The following is a 21,502-nucleotide window of genomic DNA, read 5'->3' as shown; positions in this document are numbered from 1 at the left end:
CGGGACGGCTACGGCCAAGCTCCCGGGCACTCCTGGAAATCATTATGTTTTCATTCAAAAAACAGGTCGCGCCTGGCGCGTTCTTCGCTATCTGTATGGCCGTTTCCAGCGCGAGAGCATTTGCCGTCGGCATGGTGCCCGAGGTTCCGGTTTTGCTGGTAGATGAAGCTATCGGCGAAGCAACAATCAACGTTCAGAACACGGATGACCAACCAGCGCTGTTGTACACCGTGATCGAGAACATTCCTCAGGACAGTGAGCATCTGCTGGTCGTCACCCAGCCAGTGGCGCGTGTCGAGGCGGGTGCAACCCAGCAGCTCAGGTTCATTCTGCAAAGCGCCAAACCCCTCGAAACCGAACGCCTGAAGCGCGTCATCTTCGAGGGCATCTTGCCTGCCGAAACGGGTGGGCAGGCTCAAGTGAAACTGGGGGTACGCCAGAATATTCCAGTCATCCTGCGTCCGGCGAGCCTGCCGGTCGAGCGTGAACCCTGGAAAGGACTGAGCTGGTCGTTACGGGACGGTAAGGTTCAGGTCAGAAACGCCAGTCCTTATGTGGTCCGACTGGCCAAGTCGGTCAGCATCATGCCGCTTGGCATACCGCTGGATTTACCGCGTACCTATGTACTGCCTGGCGAAGAGCTGGTTCTGACGGGAGCTGAGGTGGTGGGGGCGACTGTGCGCTTGTCGCCTGCGAGCACTTACGGATTCGCAATGGGCACTTACGATGCGCCTTTGGTCGCCAGGTAATGCCGGGCTCGTGCGCATGGCGAGCCGCGGGAATAAGGGTTGTGAGTGCCGTCAGTCTCGTGGTGGCTGCGCTGGGCAAGGTTGTGGCTGATGAGGGCGTCGTTTTTGATGCCCAGGTTCTCAAGGCGCGGGGGATCGATCCACAACTCGCGCAGTACTTCCGGCTGGCGCCTCGTTTCGAACAAGGAGAGCGGCAGGTGACCCTCGAGGTCAATGGCACAGCCAAGGGGCGCACCCACGCAAGGTTCAACGAAAACGGTGAGCTGTGCGCGGACTCCTCGCTGCTGGCCAGTGCGGGCATACACGCGCCTGAGCGTACCCTGCAAGCTCCGGACACTGGCGCATGCCTGCTCTTTACCCAGGCCATTCCCGAGGCCGTGGTGCGTCTTCTTCCTGGTAAGGAAGAAGTGGCCTTGCGGGTTCCGACCCACACCCTGCTATCGCGGGGGCCGATACAGCGCAGCTTCTCCAACGGCGGAAGCGCCGGGTTGTTGAACTACGACGCATTGCTGGTCAACCGACAATCCAATGGACAGTCCAGTCAGTACCGCAACTTCAGCTCCTTGATCGGTCTGAATGCCGGAGACTGGATTGTGCGCAGTCGACAATCCTATAGCGCGTTCGAGGGCACTGGGCGCGCCGAACATCTCTATGCGTACGCCGAACACACGTGGGAAAAGCACCAGACCCGGATGCAGCTCGGGCACCTTACGTTGGCTGCGCCGCTACTGGCGGGTGGCGCGTTTACCGGCGTTCAGTTACAGCCGGAAACCGCGCTCAGCGCCATGGCCAACGAAGGGATTGGCAGCAACACGATTGTCGACGGAGTGGCGTTTTCGCCTGCCCGTGTCGAGGTGCGGCAAAGTGGTGTGGTGATTTACACGACCCTGGTGCCGAGTGGTCCTTTTACCCTCAGTGGCTTGCCGCTACTGAGTCTCAACCTCGATCTGGAAGTGACGGTGCAGGAGGACAGTGGCTCACAACATCAATTCACGGTGCCTTCGGCAACCTTGCGCCGTGGCAACAACGCAGGTCCCTCCGGATACACCCTGGCGTTAGGCCAGGTTCGCCGGTTCGGCAGCGATGATCGCGAAACACCCTTGTTTGCAGCCGCGACCAACAGCTGGCGGTGGCGTGCAAACACGCATCTGAGTGCCGGACTCATGGGGGCCGACCAGTATCAAGCATTCGGCTGGGGCCTACAGCAGGCGCTGTCCGAGCACACCACGATCAGTGCTCAACATGTGTTTTCCAGTACTCCTGCCGTGCAATTGCGAGGTTCTCAACTGCAGGCATCATTGAGCACATCCCTCGGCCGTAGCGTGTCCGCAGGCCTTACTGCTTCGCAGCAGACCGAGGGTTTCCGTACGCTGACCGATACAGCCTGGAACGAGAAGCGCAGAGCGCCCGAGTCACGTGCCAGCCAGCAGTTGAGCGCGTCAGTGAGCGGTACGCTGGAAAACCTTGGGACGTTGGGTGCCGTGGTTTCGCGCAACGCCACCACCAACGGTCAGGCGCAATCTCGTTTGGGGCTTTCCTGGTCGTCCAGCGTGTTCAAGAACACTCACCTTTCGCTGAGGCTGGAAAGAAATTTTGGTGCGTCGGTGCAAAACAGTCCTGGAACCGCGGCGTTCTTTTCTCTGAGTCTTGCCTTGGGCCAGCGACGCAGCCTCAGTCATTACGCCCGCCACGACGGTGCGAATGGGCTGCGTACGGGGGCACAGTTGAGCGAACAGGTCGATGACACGTTGGGCTATACCGTCGGTGTCGATCGAGCGGCAGCAGGACAAGTCGACATGAATGGACGCCTCAGTCTGTTGCCACGCTATACCAGTGTCGACCTCGGCTATACCCGTAGCGGTGCCGGAGCGACGGGCTATGACGCGGCCATGAGCGGTGGTCTGGCCATCCACGCCGAGGGCATCACGCCGTCGCCCTATTGGTTGCGCGACACCTTTGGCCTGGTGAAGGTCGGTGACGAAGCCGGCGTCAAGCTGCGCACGCCGCAGGGGCCGGTATGGACCGACGGTGCCGGGCGCGCCATCGTGGCCAGTCTGCCAGCCTATCGCACAGGCCGGATCGAGATCGAAACCGCCAGCCTGCCGCGCAACTTCGATGTGCTCAATGGCTATCAGGAAGTCGAGGCCGGGCGTGGCTCGGTTCAGGCATTCGACTTTTCGGTCATCAGTGCACGCCGAGTATTGTTGATGGCGCGCCGGGCGGATGGTCGGCCAGTGACACAGGGCGTGGGCGTTTACGACCACAACCAGCGCTACCTGACGACGGTCGTCGACGCGGGGAAAATCTTTCTTGTCGACGCCCGTCCCGACATGCAGTTGCAGTTGACGCTGCCCGACGGGGCGTCGTGCAGGCTCAATGTCAGTCTCGCGCAAAAGTCTGAGGCGTCGGCGTTGTTCGAAACCGCCGAAAGCGTCTGCGAGGAGGCTTGATATGTATATTTTGACCAAGGACTGCCCATGAACAATCCAGCTGATATTCCATCTGCTTGTCTTGCGCGGCGAGCAATGTTCGTCCGCTTGCTTTTCAGTGTTTTGCTGTCTGTTTGCACTATTCCTGCGATGGCTGCGCAGCGCTGCACGTTAACCCTGGCGCCCTCCTTGATTGATTTTGGTTCGACCACCCGGGGGGAGCTGCTCGGGCGCTCGCCAGCCGGCGGGCCGTTGATCCTGGGCAAGCGGCAAACCCGGTTGCAGGTGCAATGCGCGGCACCGCAGCCGATGAGGCTCTGGCTGGACGGCGCAACGGTGGATATGCGGCACTTCCCGTTTGGCGATGGAGTGTTGCAGGTCAGCATTCTGTCCGCCCGGCTGGATGGTGTTGCCATGGCATGGCGCCGAGAAGGCGAGGAGAGCCCGGTTGATACGGGCCTGTTGCGTCCAGGTGAGCGGATCATGCCGTGGCGTAACGGCGCAGCTGCACTCGGCACACATTGGGATCTGGAACTGGAACTCGATGCCCGGATCAATCCGGAGGCAACCCGGGTGCGTGATGTTAAAACCCTGGAAAACAAAATTCGAATTGAGCTGGAGTGATTGCGCACAGGTATAGCCTGTCAGCCATCAACCTCTGCCAAGAGTCTGATGGCGGCGGCACCGACCTTGCGCACCGCCTCTTCGATCTGTGCCGTTGGTTTGGCAGCGTAGTTCATGCGCAGGCAATTACGGTATTTGCCCGATGCGGAAAAGATGCTGCCAACGGCAATCTGTACGCCTTGATCGTGTAGTTCGCGATTGAGTTTGAGCGTATCGAAACCTTCCGGCAGCTCGACCCACAGCATGAAGCTGCCCTGTGGGCGGCTGGCGCGCGTGCCCGGCGGGAAGTAGCGAGCCACCCAGTCGATCATCATGTCGCGATTACGCTGGTATTGCGTGCGCATCCGCCGCAAGTGCGGTTCGAAGTGGCCGCCTTTGAGAAATTCGGCGATGGCTATCTGGGGTTGCGGCGCGGTCGAACCGGTGCTGATGTATTTCATGTGCAGCACCCGTTCCAGATAGCGCCCGGGCGCGACCCAGCCGATGCGCAGGCCTGGCGCCAGGGTCTTGGAAAATGAACTGCACAGCAGCACGCGGCCGTCCTCGTCGAAGGATTTGATCGTGCGAGGGCGCGGGTAGGAGTAGGCCAGTTCGCCATACACATCGTCTTCGACGATGGCCACGTCGAAACGCTGTGCAAGCGTCAACAATGAGCGTTTGCGCGACTCCGGCATGATGTAGCCCAACGGGTTGTTGCAGTTGGGGGTTAACTGTATGGCCTTGATCGGCCACTGCTCCAATGCCAGTTCCAGGGCATCCAGGCTGATCCCGGTCAGCGGATCGGTGGGGATCTCCAGGGCTTTCATGCCCAGCCCCTTGAGAGTCTGCATGGCGCCGTGAAAGCTCGGCGAGTCCACCGCCACGATGTCCCCGGGTGCACAGATCGCCCGGATACTGGTGGACAGCGCTTCGTGGCAGCCGGTGGTCACCACCAGGTCACCAGGCCCCAGCTGGCAGCCTGAGTCGAGCATCAGGCGGGCGATCTGTTCACGCAGTTCGAGGTTGCCGTGGATGTTGTCGTAATACAGGCCGGGCATGTCTTGCCGCCGGCTGATGCGCGCCAGGTCGCGCAGCAGGGGTTTCATGGTCGGACTGTTGATGTCCGGCATGCCGCGACCCAGTTGCACCACATCCTTTCGCGGCACGGCGCGGATCAGTTCCAACACTTGATCCCATTGTGAAATATCCACCGGACGTTGAGCTGGACGGCCAACAGCCGGCAGGTCCGGCAGTTCGCGACTGACGGGTACAAAGTAACCGGATTTTGGCCGTGGCATGGCCAGGCCGTTGTCTTCCAGTACCCGATAGGCCTGTTGCACCGTGCTCAGGCTGACCCCGTGTTCGACGCTCAGTGCTCGCACGGAGGGCAAGCGGTCACCGGGGCGATAGAAGCCCTGTTCGATACGCGTGCCGAGCAGTTCGGCGAGGTTGACGTAAAGGGTCATGATGCAGTCTCGGCATGGGAGAGGGGGGCGACCGGTACAGATCAGGCAAAAAATCACGATTCAGCGGCATAAACGATAAATCTGTATGGTTCTAATACATGTGCTTTGAATCTGTAATGCTTTTGCTCGCACCCGCATCATGAAAGCTCTGGCTACCCAAGTAAACAGGAGCATTCAAAATGAACGGCTTGAGCGATGTGCGGCTGACGTTACACAGTCAGGAGCTGACGGCAGGGCAAAGGGACAGTGTGCGGCATGTGCCTGTGCGCAATGCGCCATCCCACTTGAGCCGCTGGGACCTGTTCTGGCAGCGACTGCACACTCGCAAGGCGTTGCTGGCGCTGACACCGGAACAGCTCAAGGATATCGGGCTGACGCGTGAGCAGGCGCGGGAGGAGGGGCTGAAGCCGTTCTGGCGGTTCTGATTCCAGTGGTGTTCTTTAAATCGATTCGCGAGCAAGCCCGCTCCCACATTGGATCTTGGTGAACACGGATTTTGTGTTCGATCACTATCAAATGTGAGAGCGGGCTTGCTCGCGAAAGCGTCGGCACAGACGCCGCGAATCGTTCAGACCAACTCTTTCATCCGATGCCACAACATCCCCAACGCCAGCAACGGCGAGCGCAAATGCTTGCCGCCGGGGAAGGTGATGTGCGGCACTTTGGCAAACAGGTCGAAGCCACCGCTGTGCTGACCGCTGATGGCCTCGGCTAGCAGCTTGCCTGCCAGGTGCGTGGCGTTAACCCCATGACCGGAATAAGCCTGGGCGTAATACACGTTCGGTTGCTCCTTGAGCCGGCCGATCTGCGGTAGGCGGTTGGCGCCGATGCCGATCATCCCGCCCCATTGATAATCGATCCTCACGCTGTTCAGTTGCGGGAAGACCTCCAGCATTTTCGGGCGCATATAGGCGGCGATGTCTTTCGGATCGCGCCCCGAATAATGGCAGGCACCGCCGAACAGCAAGCGATGGTCCGCCGAGAGTCGGTAGTAGTCCAGGGCGACCCGTTGATCGCACACCGCCATGTTCTGCGGCAGCAGGGCATGGGCTTGTTCTTCACTCAAGGGCTCGGTGGCGATGATGTAGCTGCCGGCGGGCAGCACTTTGCCGCTGAGTTCGGGATTGAGTTCATTGAGGTAGGCGTTGCAGCCCAGTACCAGGGTCTTTGCCCGGACCGAGCCTTGGGCGGTATGCACCTTGACCTCAGGACCGTAATCGATGCGCGTGACAGCTGACCGTTCAAACAGCCGCGCCCCCAGTTGCTGGGCGGCCGCAGCTTCGCCCAAGGCCAGGTTCAACGGATGCAGATGTCCGGAGCCCATGTCGATCAGCCCGCCAACGTAGCGTTTGGAGCCCACCACAGTGTGCATTTCATGGGCTTGCAACAGTCGGGTTTCATGGCGGTAGCCGAGACTGCGCAGCTCTTCGGCGTCTTCGGCGAAGCCTTCGAGCTCGCGAGGCTTGTTGGCAAGGTCGCAATAGCCCCAGGTCAGATCGCAGGGAATCCGAAATCGCTCGATCCTCTGTCGGACGATTTCCACCGCTTCCAGGCCCATGAGTTTCATCTGGCGCACACCGTCGGTGCCGATCACGTTGGCAAACTGATCCAGGCCATGACCGACGCCGCGAATCAACTGTCCGCCATTGCGGCCGCTGGCGCCCCAGCCGATTTTATGGGCTTCAAGCAGCACCACGTTCAGGCCTCGCTCCGCCAGTTCAAGCGCGGTGTTCAGCCCTGAGAATCCGCCACCGACCACGCAAACGTCAGCCACCACTTCGCCGGTCAGCACCGGATGGTCGGGCTGCGGCAAGCTGCTGGCGGCATAATAAGAGCCGGTGTGCTGGTGATTCGGGACAGGCTGCTGAGCACGGCCATTCATGTGCGTGATCCTGATTCGTGTGTCTAGAAAATTTGACGGAGCATAAGCCGGGACCTCGAAGGCGGGCAACACTGGTCGGCCGGTGCTGTCTGGATCGGGGCTTTTACGTCAGAATCCGGCTCTGTTCCGAGATCGGTAGTGGTTTAGATGAGTTGCAACAGTCAGAAAATTCGCACGCTGCGCCAGCAGATTCCCTCGTTCGAGTGTGTGCCCGGTTGCCACGACTGCTGCGGCCCGGTAACGACTTCGCCGGAGGAAATGTCCCGTCTGCCACGCAAGAGCCGCGCCGAACAGGACGCGGCGATGGATGAACTCAACTGCGTTCATCTGGGGCCGAACGGTTGCACGGTATATGACGAGCGGCCGCTGATCTGCCGGCTGTTTGGCACCACCAAGACCCTGCCGTGCCCCAATGGGCGAGGACCTGTGGAGTTGATTCATCCGCGGGTGGAGAAGCAGGTGTTCGAATACATGGCCAGTACCCGGCAAGTCCTGGTGTGATGATCATTCCCACGCCCTGCGTGGGAATGATCTGTGCAGATTCAATCCGGAATCGGCAAACACAAACTTTCCTTTACCTCTTCCATCACGATATAGCTCTTGGATTCGCGCACATGCGGCAGCTTGAGCAGGATGTCACCCAGCAGTTTGCGATACGAGGCCATCTCGGATATCCGCGCCTTCACCAGATAGTCGAAATCCCCTGACACCAGGTGGCACTCCAGGACGTGAGGCAGCTTCAGCACCGCGCGCCGAAATTCCTCAAACGTATCGCCGGACTTGTAATCGAGGCTGATCTCGACGAACACCAGCAGGCTGCCCTTGAGGTGCTGCGGATTGAGCCGGGCGTTGTAGCCCATGATGATCCCCTCGCGCTCCAGGCGTCGCACCCGCTCGGTACAGGGCGTGGTCGAGAGCCCGACCTTTTCCCCAAGCTCAGTGAAGGATATGCGCCCGTCCGCTTGCAGGATCCGCAGGATGTTGCGGTCGATCTTGTCCAGCTCACGTTTGGTCTGAGTGTTGGTACGCATAGGGGATGCGCCTCCGTGAAAAGGGTTTTTGCCGAGAATTGTCGCCAAATATAGGCGCTTATATAGTGAAAAGCACTGGCAAATCTTTTTTAAACTGCGCACATCTGAAGCTCTGAACAACAAACGTCAGCGGTTAGCCGCGATGAGGGATATGAAAATGCGCGTCATGGTCTTGGGTAGCGGCGTCATCGGTACCACCAGTGCTTATTATCTGGCGCGTGCCGGGTTTGAAGTGGTGGTGGTCGACCGGCAGCCAGCCGCTGCCATGGAGACCAGTTTCGCCAACGCCGGCCAAGTGTCGCCGGGTTATGCCTCGCCGTGGGCTGCGCCGGGCGTGCCGCTCAAGGCCATCAAGTGGCTGCTGCAGCGTCATGCCCCGCTGGCGATCAAGGCCACTGCCGACATCGACCAGTACCTGTGGATGGCACAGATGCTGCGCAACTGCACCGCCAGCCGTTACGCGGTGAACAAGGAGCGCATGGTCCGTCTGTCCGAGTACAGCCGTGACTGCCTCGACGAATTGCGCGCTGAAACCGGCATCGCCTACGAAGGCCGCAGCCTCGGTACCACGCAACTGTTCCGCACCCAGGCCCAGCTTGACGGCGCCGCGAAAGACATCGCCGTGCTGAAAGAGTCCGGCGTGCCGTTCGAGCTGCTCGACCGCGAAGGCATTGCCCGCGTTGAACCGGCCCTGGCCAGCGTCACCGACATCCTCGCCGGTGCCCTGCGCCTGCCGAACGACCAGACGGGCGATTGCCAGATGTTCACCACCAAGCTTGCCGAAATGGCCGCCAACCTCGGCGTGCAATTCCGGTTTGGCCAGGACATTCAGAGCCTCGATTTCGCTGGTGATCGCATCAACGGCGTGTGGATCGACGGCAAGCTGGAAACCGCCGACCGCTACGTGCTGGCGCTCGGCAGCTACTCGCCGACATTGCTCAAGCCGCTGGGCATCAAGGCGCCGGTGTATCCATTGAAGGGTTACTCCCTGACCGTGCCGATCACCAACCCGGCGATGGCCCCGACCTCGACCATTCTCGACGAGACCTACAAGGTCGCGATCACCCGTTTCGACAACCGTATCCGCGTCGGCGGCATGGCGGAAATCGCCGGTTTTGACCTGTCGCTGAACCCGCGTCGGCGCGAAACCCTGGAGATGATCGTCAACGACCTTTATCCTCAGGGCGGTAATCTGGCCGAGGCCAGCTTCTGGACCGGCTTGCGTCCGACCACTCCTGACGGCACACCGATTGTCGGCGCTACCCCGTTCAAGAACCTGTTCCTGAACACCGGCCACGGCACCCTCGGTTGGACCATGGCCTGTGGCTCAGGTCGTTTGCTGGCGGACCTGATGGCCAAGAGAAAACCGCAGATCAGCGCCGAAGGCCTCGATATTTCCCGCTATGGCAACAAAACCCGGGAGTCTGCAAAGCACGTCAGTCCAGCGCCAGCTCACCAATGAGTGCCCGCGCCGGGATTAGGGCAATGTTTTGCGAACCGCAAATCCTGGTGGAGCCAGCGGTTGGAGCCACTGCGCCATGACTGCTTTGATGTAAGTAGTCCAGAAAGATCCCTCTTCCGGTGCTACTGGCGGTTCACGCCGTCAGCCGCGCCGGTTTTTTTTAAACGACCGACCAGAAGTCTGCCGCCATGCGTCCTGCCCGTGCCCTGATCGACCTTCAAGCCCTGCGTCACAACTACCAAATCGCCCGGGAAGTCACGGGTGCCCGTGCCCTCGCGGTGATCAAGGCCGATGCCTATGGCCATGGCGCGGTGCGTTGCGCCCAGGCGCTGGAAGCCGAGGCGGACGGGTTTGCCGTAGCCTGTATCGAAGAGGCCCTGGAGTTGCGGGCGGCGGGCATTCGCGCGCCGGTGTTGCTGCTGGAAGGCTTTTTTGAGGCCGATGAGCTGTCGCTGATCGTCGAGCATGATTTCTGGTGCGTGGTGCATTCACTGTGGCAACTCGAAGCCATCGAGAAAGCTGCACTGAGCAAGCCGATCACGGTCTGGCTCAAGCTCGACTCGGGCATGCACCGGGTCGGCCTGCACCCGAAGGATTATCAGGCAGGCTATCAACGCCTGCTGGCCAGCGGCAACGTGGCGAAGATCGTGCTGATGAGCCACTTTGCCCGCGCCGATGAGCTGCACAGCCAGGCCAGTGCCGAGCAGGTCGCCGTGTTCGAAGCGGCGCGCCAGGGTTTGTCAGCCGAGGTCAGCCTGCGCAACTCGCCAGCGGTGCTCGGTTGGCCGCAGGTGCCGAGCGATTGGGTGCGTCCCGGCATCATGCTCTACGGCGCCACGCCTTTCGAAGAACCCAACGCCGTGGCCTCGCGCCTGCAACCGGTGATGACACTCGAGTCGAAAGTGATCAGCGTGCGTGAATTGCCTGCCGGCGAGCCTATCGGCTACGGCGCCAAATTCATCACCCAGAATCCGATGCGCGTGGGCGTGGTGGCCATGGGTTACGCCGATGGCTACCCTCGGTTGGCGCCTACCGGCACACCGGTGCTCGTCGCCGGGCAACGCAGCCAGTTGATCGGCCGGGTATCGATGGACATGCTCTGCATCGACCTGACCGATGTGCCGCATGCCGGCCTCGGTTCGACCGTCGAGTTGTGGGGCAAAAACATCCTCGCCAGCGACGTGGCCATCGCGGCTGGCACGATTCCCTACCAGATCTTCTGCAACCTGCGCCGAGTGCCAATGCTCTATTCCGGGAGCTAAGGCCAAGCCGTCCGTGCCGAAAGTCGCCTCGCCGAACGGGATTCAGGTCAAAGTGTTGTAAATACTGAACGCTGTCGCCATGATAACGCTCAATATTCCAACAACCTGAATCCCTGGAGGCTCCTGCATTGGACGTCGGTGAACGACTGCAATCAATCCGCAAGCTCAAAGGTCTTTCCCAGCGTGAGCTCGCCAAGCGCGCGGGCGTCACCAACAGCACGATTTCGATGATCGAGAAGAACAGCGTCAGTCCCTCGATCAGTTCGCTGAGGAAAGTGTTGGGCGGGATTCCCATGTCCATGGTCGAGTTCTTTTCCGAAGAAATCCTGCAGGAAAAACCGACTCAGATCGTCTACAAAGCCAACGAGCTGATCGATATTTCCGATGGTGCAGTGACCATGAAACTGGTCGGTCGGGCTCACCCGAGCCGGGCTATCGCCTTCCTCAATGAAATCTACCCGCCTGGCGCCGACACCGGTGACGAGATGCTCACCCATGAGGGCGAGGAAACCGGCATTTTGGTGGAGGGGCGGCTGGAACTGGTGGTCGGGCTTGAAACATTTGTGCTCGAAGCCGGCGATAGCTACTACTTTGAAAGTACCAAGCCGCATCGTTTCCGTAATCCGTTCGATGCGCCGGCGCGACTAATCAGCGCAGCAACACCCGCGAATTTTTAGGGAAAGAGGCGCCCTGCCAGTATGGCCGAGGCACTTGAGTCGTTTGACCGTTGCGCAACAAGACCCCTTCGACTTTGGGGTTGTTTCAGTGTCGCGGGCTTACCGCTATACTTGCGCCCGCCTGCGAACCGTGGCCGTAGGCGTGACTAGCCACCATTGAGGGTGAACGCGTGAATCTAATTATGAAAATGCTGGCCGTACCAGCAACCGTATTGGCCCTCTGGGCTGTCAGCGCTCAAGCTGCGACCAACGACGAAATTGCCAAGCGCCTTGAGCCAGTCGGCCAGGTCTGTGTCCAGGGCAAAGAGTGCAAGGGCATGGAAGTCGCCGCTGCGGCTGGCGGTGGTGGCGGTGCCAAGGCACCTAAAGACGTCATTGCCAAGCATTGCAATGCTTGCCATGGCACCGGCCTGCTGGGCGCGCCGAAAATCGGTGACAAAGCCGCGTGGAAAGAGCGCGCCGACCACCAGGGCGGCCTCGATGGCATCCTGGCCAAAGCCATTACCGGTATCAACGCGATGCCGCCAAAAGGCACCTGCGCCGACTGCTCCGACGACGAGCTGAAGGGCGCCATCAAAGAGATGTCCGGTCTGTAACCGGTACGCCTCTTTCGCGAAAAAGCCGCTTGCGAGCGGCTTTTTTGTGCCTGCGATTTACCGCCGGAGACTGTTCAATGCAGTAAAGACCCGGCAAGCTCGGTCCAACCCCACTTCATGGAATGTACGGGAGGATCGAATGGTACAGCTATGTTCAATCGAGCAAGCAGTCGATGACGTGTTGGCGCGGTTGCCTGCGCATATTCACATGGGCCTGCCATTGGGCCTGGGCAAACCCAACCATTTCGTCAACGCGCTGTATCAACGTGTCGCGCAGTTGCCGCAGCGGCAACTGACGATCTACACCGCCCTGTGCCTTGGCCGCCCTGCGTTGGGCGACGGATTGCAAAAGCGCTTCCTCGAACCCTTTGTCGAACGGGTCTTTGGCGATTATCCGGAACTGGATTTCCTCGCCGGTCTGCAGCGTGACGATTTGCCGACCAACATTCACATCCAGCAGTTCTTCATGTTGCCGGGCAGCTTGCTCAACAGTGCATCGGCCCAGCAGGATTACGTCAGCAGCAACTACAGCCATGCCGCCCGCGACATCAATGCCGCCGGGTTGAACCTGGTCGCGCAATTGGTTGCCAGCCATGGTGAGCATCCCGATCGCTTGAGCCTCAGTTGCAACCCGGACATTACCCTCGACCTGCTGCCGATGATCGCCAGGCGCCGGGCAGCAGGGGAAACGATCCTGATGGTCGGCCAAGTGCACGACGACTTGCCCTACATGCCCGGCGATGCCGAGGTCGGTATCGATACCTTCGACTTGCTGATTGACGAGAAAGACAGCACGACGCTGTTCTCCACGCCGAACATGCCAGTAGGTTTCCAGGATCATTTCATCGGCCTGCACGCCAGTACGCTGGTGCGCGATGGCGGCACTTTGCAGATCGGCATCGGATCCATGGGCGATGCGTTGACCGCTGCGTTGCTGGCGCGCCAGGCCGACAACGACACTTACAAGGCATTGCTGGCCGACATGAATCTCAGCCAATGGGCGCAACTGATCGAGCGCGAAGGCGGCATCGAACCGTTCGCCAAGGGCCTGTACGGTTGCAGCGAAATGTTCGTCAATGGCTTGCTGGTGCTGGCCGACGCCGGGATCGTGCGGCGCAAGGTGTACCCGGATGTGCCGACCCAGCAGCAGGCCAATGCCGGCACGCTCGACGAAGCGGCACAAACCGACGGTATCTCGGTGCACGGCGGGTTCTTCCTCGGGCCGCGCAGTTTCTATCAACGCCTGCGCGAGTTGCCGCAGAGCAAGCGGCTCGAATTCAACATGACCCGTATCAGCTACATCAACGAGCTGTATGGGCAGGAAGAGCTCAAACGCCTGCAGAGGCTCGATGCGCGATTTATCAACACGGCGTTTACCATGACCCTGCTAGGCGCCGGTGTGGCGGATCAGCTGGAAGACGGGCGGGTGCTCAGCGGTGTAGGCGGGCAGTACAACTTCGTTGCCCAAGGCCATGCGCTGGAAGGTGCGCGGTCGGTGTTGTTGCTGCGGAGCTGGCGTGAGTCGGGCGGTGATGTCAGTTCCAATATTGTCTGGGAGTATGGGCATTGCACCATTCCCCGGCATCTGCGCGACATCGTCGTCACCGAGTACGGCATTGCCGACCTGCGCGGGAAAACCGATGCGGCAGTGATCGAAGCGTTGCTGAATATCAGTGATTCGCGCTTCCAGGCGCGACTGATTGGACAGGCACAGAAGGTGGGTAAGTTACCCAAGGATTTTCGCCTCGACCCGCGCTTCACCGATAACCGACCTGAACGTCTACAGGCGATTCAGGAACGCCATGCACGCCTGTTTCCGGAGTATCCGCTGGGCTGTGATTTCACTGAGATCGAACGGGATCTGTTGCGTGCGCTGAACTGGCTCAAGAGCAAGTTCAAGCTGAGTGAGGTACTGGAGTTGGGCAAGGCAGCGCTCGATGCGCCGGAGCCTGCATCGTTTCCTGAGCATCTTGAGCGTATGCAGCTGACGAAGCCCGAAGGGCTGAAGGAGGATTTGTATCAGCGTTTGTTGCTCACCGGCCTGAAGGCCACCGCGCCATAACGCCCTAGGACGGTCCCCTGTAGGAGCAGGCTTGCCAGCGAAGAGGCCATAACCTTCAACATCCATGTTGGCAGTTACACCGTCTTCGCTGGCAAGCCAGCGCCTACAGGAATCACGGCGTTATTCGATGAAGGTTACAACGCCATCCTTCAGCGATTGCACGCGCGCCAGCGACTCAACGCGATAACCCTGCGCATCCAGCTCCGCACGGCCGCCCTGGAACGACTTCTCGATCACGATCCCCAAGCCGGCGACGGTCGCGCCAGCCTGCTTGATGATCGAGATCAGCGCCTGGGACGCCTTACCATTGGCCAGGAAGTCATCGATGATCAGCACACGGTCGCTGCTGGTCAGGTGGCGCGGCGAGATCGCAACGGTGCTTTCGGTCTGCTTGGTGAACGAGTAAACGGTCGCCGACAGCAGGTTTTCAGTCAGGGTCAGGGACTGGTGCTTGCGCGCGAAAATCACCGGCACACCGAGGTTCAGGCCGGTCATGATCGCCGGCGCAATGCCCGAAGCTTCGATGGTGACGATCTTGGTGATGCCCGAGTCCTTGAACAGCGTGGCGAATTCATCGCCGATCAGCTTCATCAGGGCCGGGTCGATCTGGTGGTTCAGAAAGGCGTCGACTTTCAGGACCTGGTCGGAAAGCACGATGCCTTCTTCGCGAATTTTCTTGTGCAGTGCTTCCATGAAGCTGTCCTCGTTTGGCGCCTTTTGCGCCGAAGGTCTAAATAAAAGTGGTCAATTCTAGCGCTTTAACATCGCGCGTATATCCGCCAATGCGCTATTGCCTCGCACGGCTTTGACTTCGGTCGGGGTGTCGTCGTTGCCTTCCCAGGCCAGGTCGTCCGGCGGCAGCTCATCGAGGAAGCGGCTCGGTGCGCAATCGATGATCTCGCCGTATTGCTTGCGTTTGGCGGCGAAGGTAAAGGCCAGGGTCTGGCGCGCGCGGGTGATGCCCACGTAGGCCAGGCGACGTTCTTCTTCGATGGTGTCGGCTTCGATGCTGGAACGGTGGGGGAGGATTTCCTCCTCCATGCCCATGATGAACACGTAGGGGAATTCCAGGCCCTTGGACGCGTGCAGGGTCATCATTTGCACGCCTTCAGCGCCATCTTCCTCTTCCTGCTGACGTTCCAGCATGTCGCGCAGCACCAGTTTGCCGATGGCGTCTTCGACGGTCATCTCACCGTCTTCGTCTTTCTCCAGGGTGTTCTTCAGCGCCTCGATCAAGAACCAGACGTTACCCATGCGGTAGTCGGCGGCCTTGTCGCTGGAGCTGTTGGTGCGCAGCCAGTTCTCGTAGTCGATGTCCATGACCATGCTGCGCAGGGCCGAGATCGGGTCTTCGCCGGCGCATTGCTCACGCACCTTGTCCATGAACCGCTTGAAACGCGACAGGCGATCAGTGAAGCGGCTGTCCAGATGTTCGCCCAGGCCGATTTCGTCGGTGGCGGCGTACATCGAGATTTTTCGCTCAGTGGCGTAGTTGCCCAGCTTCTCCAACGTCGTCGAACCGATCTCCCGGCGTGGGACGTTGATCACCCGCAGGAAGGCGTTGTCGTCGTCCGGGTTCACGATCAGGCGGAAGTAGGCCATCAGGTCTTTCACTTCCTGGCGGCCGAAGAAGCTGTTGCCGCCGGACAAGCGATACGGCACCTGATGGTGCTGCAGTTTCAGCTCGATCAGCTTGGCCTGGTAGTTACCCCGGTAAAGGATCGCAAAATCGCTGTAAGGCCGGTCGGTGCGCAAGTGCAGGCTGAGGATTTCAACGGCCACGCGCTCGGCTTCGGCGTCTTCATTGCGGCAGCGGATCACCCGGATCTCGTCGCCGTGGCCCATCTCGCTCCACAGCTGCTTTTCGAATTCGTGGGGGTTGTTCGAGATCAGCACGTTGGCGCAGCGCAGGATGCGGCTGGTGGAGCGGTAGTTCTGCTCCAGCATCACTACTTTCAGGGACGGATAGTCGTCCTTGAGCAGCATCAGGTTTTCCGGGCGGGCGCCGCGCCAGGCGTAGATCGACTGGTCATCGTCGCCAACCACGGTGAACTGGTTACGCTTGCCGATCAGCATTTTCACCAGCAGGTATTGGCTGGCGTTGGTGTCCTGGTATTCGTCCACCAGCAGGTAACGCACCTTGTTCTGCCACTTTTCCAGAATGTCGGCGTGCTCTTCGAAGAGCTTCACCGGCAGCAGGATCAGGTCGTCGAAGTCCACCGCATTGAACGCCTTGAGCGTGCGCTGGTAGTGGGTGTAGACGATGGCAGCGGTCTGTTCCTTGGGATTGCGTGCGTTTTCCAGGGCCTGGGCCGGCAGGATCAGGTCGTTTTTCCAGGCGCCGATCATGTTCTTGATCTCGTCGACGCCATCGTCGCCCGAGTATTCCTTTTGCATGATGTCGGTCATCAGGGCCTTGACGTCGGTCTCGTCGAAAATCGAGAAACCGGGTTTGTAGCCCAGCCGCACGTGTTCCTTGCGGATGATGTTCAGGCCCAGGTTGTGGAAGGTGCAGACCGTCAGGCCGCGGCCTTCACCGGCGCGCAGCAGGGTGCCGACCCGCTCCTTCATCTCGCGCGCGGCCTTGTTGGTAAAGGTCATGGCGACGATGTACTGGGCGCGGATGCCGCAGTTCTGGATCAGGTGGGCAATCTTTCGGGTGATGACGCTGGTCTTGCCGGAGCCTGCACCGGCGAGCACCAAAAGAGGGCCGCCGACATAGCTCACGGCTTCTTGCTGCCGGGGATTGAGTCGGGACATAGGTAAATTCAGGAGTCAGTCACGAAATGGGCCGGCATTTTAACAGGCTCAGCGAATTGTGCTGCTCTGTCCGACTTGTGACGTACAACGCGATCTGCATTTGCCGGTTTTGCTACTTTCACGCAGGATGCGCAACGAATTCGCGTCTAATGTTGGTAATTCCTGATACAAAGGCCTCGTTTGAAGGCTATGTCCATTGGTCATTAGGGACCGGCGCGGCATAATGCGGTCGCCTACATTTTTGCAGAGTCTAGGGAGCTAGCTTGTCTACGCCTGTCGAACCCTTGCGTTTGCTGCTACTGGCCGAAGAGCCAGCATGGGCAGCGTTGTTGCGCGAGTGTCTGGCTCCTATGGGGAGCTCGGCCGTGCTCATCAGCGCGCCGAGCTGGGAGTCGGTCAGCAGTCTGTTCGATGACAACCGCAGCGCGGTGTTGTTGACGATCCCGTCTCTCCAGCCGGCGCCGGGCCGTTGCTGCCTGCCGACGGTATTGCTGCTCGAGCATGAGCCCTTGACTCCGCCCGACGGTGTAAGCGACTGGCTGGTACGCGACCATCTCGACCCGGGCATGCTGCGCCGATGCCTGCGCCATGTGCGTGAGCGCGGCGTACTGGAAAACACCCTGCAGCGCCTGGCCGAGCAGGATCCGCTGACCGGCATCGCCAATCGCCAGGGTTTCCAGACCTTGCTGACGGCGCGGCTGGCGGAAAACGATGGTCGCGGCCTGGCCCTCGGTCACCTTGACCTCGACAACTTCCGTCACGCCAACGATGCCCTCGGCCACCAGGCCGGTGACCGCCTGATCCTGCAGGTGGTCGCCCGGCTGAAAAGCCAACTTGAAGCCGGCGACCAGCTGGCGCGACTGGGCAGCGATGAGTTCGCCTTGTTGATCGACACCCGCCGCGCCCCTCAGCGCGCCGAATGGATGGCCGAGCGCATCACCGAAGCGTTGGCCGAGCCTTATTGGGTCGACGGGGAAAGCCTGCTGATCGGCTCCAGCCTGGGCATTGCCCATGCACGGGCACAGGCGGGCGCCGACCCGTTGATGTGGCACGCGCATATCGCCATGCAGCAGGCCAAGAGCACCCAGGGCTGTACGTTTCATATTTTCAACGAACGCATCAACCGCAACGCCCGCAGCATCGCCGACCTCGAAACCGAGCTGCGCCGGGCCTTGCGCCGCGATGAGCTGGAGTTGCATTACCAGCCCCGAATGAACCTTGAAGACGGGCAAATCGTCGGCCTCGAAGCCTTGGTGCGCTGGCGCCATGCCGAGCGCGGCTTGCTGCCTCCGAGCGAGTTCGTGCCGCTGGCCGAGCAGAGCGGTTTGATCGTGCCGCTGGGTTACTGGGTCATTTCCCGGGCCCTGCGCGATATGCAGGCGTTGCTTGAACTGGGTTTGCCGCCTTTGCACATGGCAATCAACCTGTCGTTCCGGCAGTTCCAGGACAGCCAGTTGCTGTCGACCCTCAGTCGCCTGATTGCCGAGCGCGGTGTCGAGGCGCAGTGGCTGGAGTTCGAGCTGACCGAAACCGCGGTCATGCGCCGCAGCGACCTGGTCAAGCAGACCATGGACGCCCTTGGACGCCTGGGTGTGCGCTTCTCCCTCGATGATTTCGGTACCGGTTTTTCTTCGTTCGTGCACCTCAACAGCCTGCCGATCACGCTGCTGAAGATCGACAAGAGCTTCGTCGGCGGTATGGAGCAGCGCGAAGAAAACCGCCAGTTGGTGCACGCGATGATCAACCTGGCGCATAACCTGAATCTGGAAGTCGTCGCCGAAGGCGTGGAAACACCAGAGCAGCTTGACCTGTTGCGCGGGTTCGATTGCGATCAGGTGCAGGGGTACCTGATCAGCAAGCCGTTACCGTTGGCGGAGCTGGTGGAATACCTGACGTTTGACAGCAGCCAGCAGGCGCCGCTGGAAATCGTCGTTTAAACACCCTCGCAAACCTGTAGGAGCTGGCTTGCCAGCGAAAGCGGTCTTTCATTCAACATATGTGTTGTCTGACCCACCGCCTTCGCTGGCAAGCCAGCTCCTACAGGTTCTTTACTCGGTCTGGATGGCGTCGAAACGCTCTGACACCGACTCCCGCCGAATCATCCGCTTCATCTTCCACTCAAACGCCAGCGTCAGGCTCACCGCTGCGCAGGCCAGTCCCAGCGCCAACCCCCACCAGACACCCGTTGGTCCCCAGTGCAGGTGGAACGCCATCCACCAGGCTGCCGGGGCGCCAATCAGCCAATAACAGCCCAGGCCCACGAGAAAAGTGGTCTTGGCATCCTTGAGCCCGCGAATGCAGCCCATGGCGATGGTTTGCGTGCCGTCGAACAGCTCGAACCACGCCGCCACAGCCAGGAGGCTCACGGCCAGGTTGATGACGTCGCGGAACGCCGGGTCGTTGTGATCGAGAAACAGTCCGACCAACTGATTCGGCAACAACCAGAAAACCATCGCAAAACACAGCATCGCCGCCGCGCCAAAAGCCAGGCCGACCCTTCCGGCCAGCCGCGCGTCCAGCAACTGCCCGGCGCCATAATGCTGGCCGATGCGCATGGTGATCGCGTAGGAAATCCCCGCGGGCACCATGAAGGCCACCGAAACGATTTGCAGCGCGATCTGGTGCGCCCCCAATTGCGTGCTGCCCATGGTGCCCATGCACAACGCGGCGAAGGCAAACAGTCCGACCTCCACGGCGTAGGTGCCGCCAATTGGCAGGCCCAGGCGCCACAATTCCTTCAGGTACTGGCGGTTGAGCCGCGACAAGCCCTGGCGCAAGGGGTAGGCATCGTAGGCCGGGTGCTGGCGAATGTGCCATGCCAGCGCCAGGGCCATCAGGTTGGCGACAATCGCCGTGACCAGGCCAATGCCCATCAGTCCCAGTTTCGGCAGGCCGAACATCCCGGTGATCAACGCGTAGTTCAGCAGGAAGTTGGCGACCGTGCCGCCCAGGCTGATGACCATCACTGGCGTTGCCCGGCCGATGGCGCTGGTGAAACCGCGCAAGGCCATGAAGCTCAGGTAGCCGGGCAGGGCGAACGGCAGGAAGATCAAAAACTGACCGGCCGACTGCACGTTGCTGGCGGTCTGGCCGAACAACAGCAACACCGGCTTGAGGTTCCACAGCAACAGGCCGGCGCCCAGCGCCATCAGCCATGCCAGCCACAGCCCGGCCTGGGTCAATCGGGTTGCGCCGAGAATATCGCCGGCACCCTGACGAATCGCCACCAGCGTGCCAACCGCTGCGATCACACCGATGCAGAAAATCGACACGAACGAATAGGTCGCCGCGCCAAGTCCACCACCGGCCAGTGCCTCGGGACTCAGGCGCGCCATCATCAGGGTGTCGGTGAGGACCATCAACATGTGCGCCAACTGCGAGGCAATCAACGGCCCCGCCAGCCGCAGGATGGCCCAGAGTTCAGTACGCGCTGGATGCTGCATGATCATCACGCTCGGTTATCAAAGGGAACAGCAAAGCGTCGATTCTCGGCGCTCTGCGATGTTTGCACAAAGGGATAAAAAGGATGGGTAGCATGATTCAAACTCATGCTGGAGAGTATCTGCTAGGGTATTCGAAAACCGCTGTAGGAGCTTTCCTGATGTCGCGTCGTCTTCCTCCTTTATATGCCCTGCGCGCATTCGAAGCGGCGGCGCGACACACGTCGTTTACCCGAGCCGCGGAAGAACTGTCGATTACCCAAAGTGCAGTGAGTCGGCATATCCGTACGCTCGAAGAGCATTTTGCCTGTCGCTTGTTTCACCGCAGTGGGCGCAACCTGCAGTTGACCGAGTCAGCCCGCTTGCTGCTACCCGGCATTCGCGAAGGCTTCACCGCCCTGGAGCGAGCCTGCAATACCTTGCGCGCCGAAGACGACATCCTGCGCATGAAAGCCCCATCGACCCTGACCATGCGCTGGTTGCTGGCGCGGCTCAGTCGCTTCCGCCATCTGCAGCCGGGGAACGAGGTGCAATTGACCAGCGCCTGGATGGACGTCGACTCGGTGGACTTCAATCAGGAACCGTTCGATTGCGCCGTGATCCTCAGCAACGGGCACTTCCCGCCGGACTGGGAGGCTACTTTGTTATTTCCAGAGGAACTGATTCCGGTGGGCGCGCCTAATCTTCTGAACGATCAGCCTTGGGACGTCGCACGCCTGGCCAGCACCGAACTGCTACACCCAACGCCCGACCGTCGCGATTGGCGCAGTTGGCTGGAGCGCATGGGCCTGACCGATCAAGTCTCACTCAAGGGCGGCCAGGTGTTCGACACGTTGGAGCTAGGGATGATCGCCGCCGCCCGAGGCTATGGCGTGTCCATGGGCGATTTGTTGATGGTGGCTGAGGATGTTGCGCAGGGACGTCTGAGTTTGCCGTGGCCGACGGCGGTCGCCAGCGGTGAGAATTATTACCTGGTCTGGCCGAAAGCCCGCCCCGGAGGTGAGCGTTTACGCCGCCTCAGCGTTTTTCTCTTGGGTGAGGTTCGGGCCATGGAGTTACCGGCGGTCGAGCACCTGCGCTGAA

The 21,502-nt window shown here is 60.4% G+C and carries 18 protein-coding genes; 12 read left to right on the top strand and 6 right to left on the bottom strand.

Translation table 11 applies throughout. From position 1 onward, the window contains the following. The first annotated feature begins 44 nt into the window (after nt 1–44). Genes NQL71_RS02130 through NQL71_RS02120 form a run of 3 tightly spaced genes read left to right on the top strand, consistent with a single transcriptional unit; the run spans nt 45 to nt 3,802 of the window. Entirely contained in the window at nt 45–749 is a 705-nt protein-coding gene (locus tag NQL71_RS02130; RefSeq protein ID WP_077184919.1) for a fimbria/pilus chaperone family protein, read from the top strand. A gap of 41 nt (nt 750–790) precedes the next feature. Next, on the top strand, nt 791–3,199 hold the full coding sequence (locus NQL71_RS02125) for a fimbria/pilus outer membrane usher protein (protein ID WP_235431856.1): 2,409 nt from the start codon (nt 791–793) through the stop codon (nt 3,197–3,199). Between the two features lie 27 nt (nt 3,200–3,226). Further along, nucleotides 3,227–3,802: a DUF1120 domain-containing protein gene (locus NQL71_RS02120; protein WP_143512444.1), complete on the top strand. Its 576-nt coding sequence runs from the start codon at nt 3,227–3,229 to the stop codon at nt 3,800–3,802. Nucleotides 3,803–3,822: 20 nt separating this feature from the next. Here NQL71_RS02120 and NQL71_RS02115 read toward each other — a convergent pair whose 3' ends face one another. Further along, a complete protein-coding gene (locus NQL71_RS02115) occupies nt 3,823–5,247 on the bottom strand; it encodes an aminotransferase-like domain-containing protein (RefSeq protein WP_274642202.1) in 1,425 nt (474 codons plus the stop codon). Nucleotides 5,248–5,426: 179 nt separating this feature from the next. Between NQL71_RS02115 and NQL71_RS02110 the strand changes: the two genes are divergently transcribed. Beyond that, entirely contained in the window at nt 5,427–5,672 is a 246-nt protein-coding gene (locus NQL71_RS02110) for a DUF1127 domain-containing protein (protein WP_274642201.1), read from the top strand. Between the two features lie 143 nt (nt 5,673–5,815). Here NQL71_RS02110 and NQL71_RS02105 read toward each other — a convergent pair whose 3' ends face one another. Then, a complete protein-coding gene (locus NQL71_RS02105; protein ID WP_166618554.1) occupies nt 5,816–7,129 on the bottom strand; it encodes an NAD(P)/FAD-dependent oxidoreductase in 1,314 nt (437 codons plus the stop codon). Nucleotides 7,130–7,276: 147 nt separating this feature from the next. Here NQL71_RS02105 and NQL71_RS02100 point away from each other — a divergent pair, with 147 nt between their 5' ends. Beyond that, nucleotides 7,277–7,630 carry a YkgJ family cysteine cluster protein gene (locus NQL71_RS02100; RefSeq protein ID WP_046818515.1) on the top strand — a complete coding sequence of 118 codons (354 nt, stop codon included), beginning with the start codon at nt 7,277–7,279 and terminating at the stop codon, nt 7,628–7,630. A gap of 41 nt (nt 7,631–7,671) precedes the next feature. On the opposite strand, the gene NQL71_RS02095 is transcribed toward NQL71_RS02100, so the two are convergent. Next, nucleotides 7,672–8,160, bottom strand: a complete 489-nt coding sequence (locus NQL71_RS02095; RefSeq protein ID WP_010465173.1) for an Lrp/AsnC ligand binding domain-containing protein — start codon at nt 8,158–8,160, stop codon at nt 7,672–7,674. Nucleotides 8,161–8,317: 157 nt separating this feature from the next. On the opposite strand from NQL71_RS02095, the gene dadA reads away from it, so the two are divergent. From dadA to NQL71_RS02070, 5 genes are all read left to right on the top strand, one after another. Next, nucleotides 8,318–9,622: a D-amino acid dehydrogenase gene (dadA, locus tag NQL71_RS02090; RefSeq protein WP_046818730.1), complete on the top strand. Its 1,305-nt coding sequence runs from the start codon at nt 8,318–8,320 to the stop codon at nt 9,620–9,622. A gap of 188 nt (nt 9,623–9,810) precedes the next feature. Next, nucleotides 9,811–10,884: an alanine racemase gene (gene alr / locus NQL71_RS02085; protein WP_274642200.1), complete on the top strand. Its 1,074-nt coding sequence runs from the start codon at nt 9,811–9,813 to the stop codon at nt 10,882–10,884. A 128-nt stretch (nt 10,885–11,012) separates the two neighbouring features. Beyond that, nucleotides 11,013–11,561: a cupin domain-containing protein gene (locus tag NQL71_RS02080; RefSeq protein ID WP_007947433.1), complete on the top strand. Its 549-nt coding sequence runs from the start codon at nt 11,013–11,015 to the stop codon at nt 11,559–11,561. A 182-nt stretch (nt 11,562–11,743) separates the two neighbouring features. Beyond that, the gene (locus NQL71_RS02075) at nt 11,744–12,157 is read left to right on the top strand and encodes a c-type cytochrome (protein WP_046818513.1); all 414 of its coding nucleotides are present in this window, start codon (nt 11,744–11,746) and stop codon (nt 12,155–12,157) included. A gap of 139 nt (nt 12,158–12,296) precedes the next feature. Beyond that, the gene (locus NQL71_RS02070; RefSeq protein ID WP_077184909.1) at nt 12,297–14,219 is read left to right on the top strand and encodes an acetyl-CoA hydrolase/transferase C-terminal domain-containing protein; all 1,923 of its coding nucleotides are present in this window, start codon (nt 12,297–12,299) and stop codon (nt 14,217–14,219) included. 120 nt (nt 14,220–14,339) lie between these two features. On the opposite strand, the gene NQL71_RS02065 is transcribed toward NQL71_RS02070, so the two are convergent. Together NQL71_RS02065 and rep are read right to left on the bottom strand one after the other, a co-directional pair. Beyond that, nucleotides 14,340–14,912 (bottom strand): xanthine phosphoribosyltransferase, encoded by a 573-nt coding sequence (locus NQL71_RS02065; RefSeq protein WP_007934646.1) that lies wholly within the window; start codon nt 14,910–14,912, stop codon nt 14,340–14,342. A 57-nt stretch (nt 14,913–14,969) separates the two neighbouring features. Beyond that, nucleotides 14,970–16,979, bottom strand: a complete 2,010-nt coding sequence (gene rep, locus NQL71_RS02060; RefSeq protein WP_046818511.1) for a DNA helicase Rep — start codon at nt 16,977–16,979, stop codon at nt 14,970–14,972. 263 nt (nt 16,980–17,242) lie between these two features. On the opposite strand from rep, the gene NQL71_RS02055 reads away from it, so the two are divergent. Further along, complete coding sequence (locus NQL71_RS02055; RefSeq protein WP_046818510.1) at nt 17,243–18,916, top strand: putative bifunctional diguanylate cyclase/phosphodiesterase; 1,674 nt, start codon at nt 17,243–17,245, stop codon at nt 18,914–18,916. A 111-nt stretch (nt 18,917–19,027) separates the two neighbouring features. On the opposite strand, the gene NQL71_RS02050 is transcribed toward NQL71_RS02055, so the two are convergent. After that, nucleotides 19,028–20,422 (bottom strand): NorM family multidrug efflux MATE transporter, encoded by a 1,395-nt coding sequence (locus NQL71_RS02050; protein ID WP_077185150.1) that lies wholly within the window; start codon nt 20,420–20,422, stop codon nt 19,028–19,030. A 158-nt stretch (nt 20,423–20,580) separates the two neighbouring features. Here NQL71_RS02050 and NQL71_RS02045 point away from each other — a divergent pair, with 158 nt between their 5' ends. Then, nucleotides 20,581–21,501, top strand: coding sequence for a LysR substrate-binding domain-containing protein (locus NQL71_RS02045; protein WP_077184905.1), 921 nt, complete (start codon nt 20,581–20,583; stop codon nt 21,499–21,501). Nucleotide 21,502 lies beyond the last annotated feature (1 nt).

This window comes from Pseudomonas serbica (genome assembly GCF_028823535.1).
GTDB classification, from domain to species: domain Bacteria; phylum Pseudomonadota; class Gammaproteobacteria; order Pseudomonadales; family Pseudomonadaceae; genus Aquipseudomonas; species Aquipseudomonas serbica.
Note: the sequence above shows the minus strand (reverse complement) of the source record. Positions and strands in the feature narration are given on the sequence as shown.

Excerpts from the sequence above, each read along its gene's own strand:
- NQL71_RS02130 (WP_077184919.1), top strand. The coding sequence starts at position 45 with ATGTTTTCATTCAAAAAACAGGTCGCGCCTGGCGCGTTCTTCGCTATC.
- NQL71_RS02120 (WP_143512444.1), top strand. The coding sequence starts at position 3,227 with ATGAACAATCCAGCTGATATTCCATCTGCTTGTCTTGCGCGGCGAGCA.
- NQL71_RS02115 (WP_274642202.1), bottom strand. The coding sequence starts at position 5,247 with ATGACCCTTTACGTCAACCTCGCCGAACTGCTCGGCACGCGTATCGAA.
- NQL71_RS02110 (WP_274642201.1), top strand. The coding sequence starts at position 5,427 with ATGAACGGCTTGAGCGATGTGCGGCTGACGTTACACAGTCAGGAGCTG.
- NQL71_RS02105 (WP_166618554.1), bottom strand. The coding sequence starts at position 7,129 with ATGAATGGCCGTGCTCAGCAGCCTGTCCCGAATCACCAGCACACCGGC.
- NQL71_RS02100 (WP_046818515.1), top strand. The coding sequence starts at position 7,277 with ATGAGTTGCAACAGTCAGAAAATTCGCACGCTGCGCCAGCAGATTCCC.
- NQL71_RS02095 (WP_010465173.1), bottom strand. The coding sequence starts at position 8,160 with ATGCGTACCAACACTCAGACCAAACGTGAGCTGGACAAGATCGACCGC.
- dadA (WP_046818730.1), top strand. The coding sequence starts at position 8,318 with ATGCGCGTCATGGTCTTGGGTAGCGGCGTCATCGGTACCACCAGTGCT.
- alr (WP_274642200.1), top strand. The coding sequence starts at position 9,811 with ATGCGTCCTGCCCGTGCCCTGATCGACCTTCAAGCCCTGCGTCACAAC.
- NQL71_RS02075 (WP_046818513.1), top strand. The coding sequence starts at position 11,744 with ATGAAAATGCTGGCCGTACCAGCAACCGTATTGGCCCTCTGGGCTGTC.
- NQL71_RS02070 (WP_077184909.1), top strand. The coding sequence starts at position 12,297 with ATGGTACAGCTATGTTCAATCGAGCAAGCAGTCGATGACGTGTTGGCG.
- NQL71_RS02065 (WP_007934646.1), bottom strand. The coding sequence starts at position 14,912 with ATGGAAGCACTGCACAAGAAAATTCGCGAAGAAGGCATCGTGCTTTCC.
- rep (WP_046818511.1), bottom strand. The coding sequence starts at position 16,979 with ATGTCCCGACTCAATCCCCGGCAGCAAGAAGCCGTGAGCTATGTCGGC.
- NQL71_RS02050 (WP_077185150.1), bottom strand. The coding sequence starts at position 20,422 with ATGCAGCATCCAGCGCGTACTGAACTCTGGGCCATCCTGCGGCTGGCG.
- NQL71_RS02045 (WP_077184905.1), top strand. The coding sequence starts at position 20,581 with ATGTCGCGTCGTCTTCCTCCTTTATATGCCCTGCGCGCATTCGAAGCG.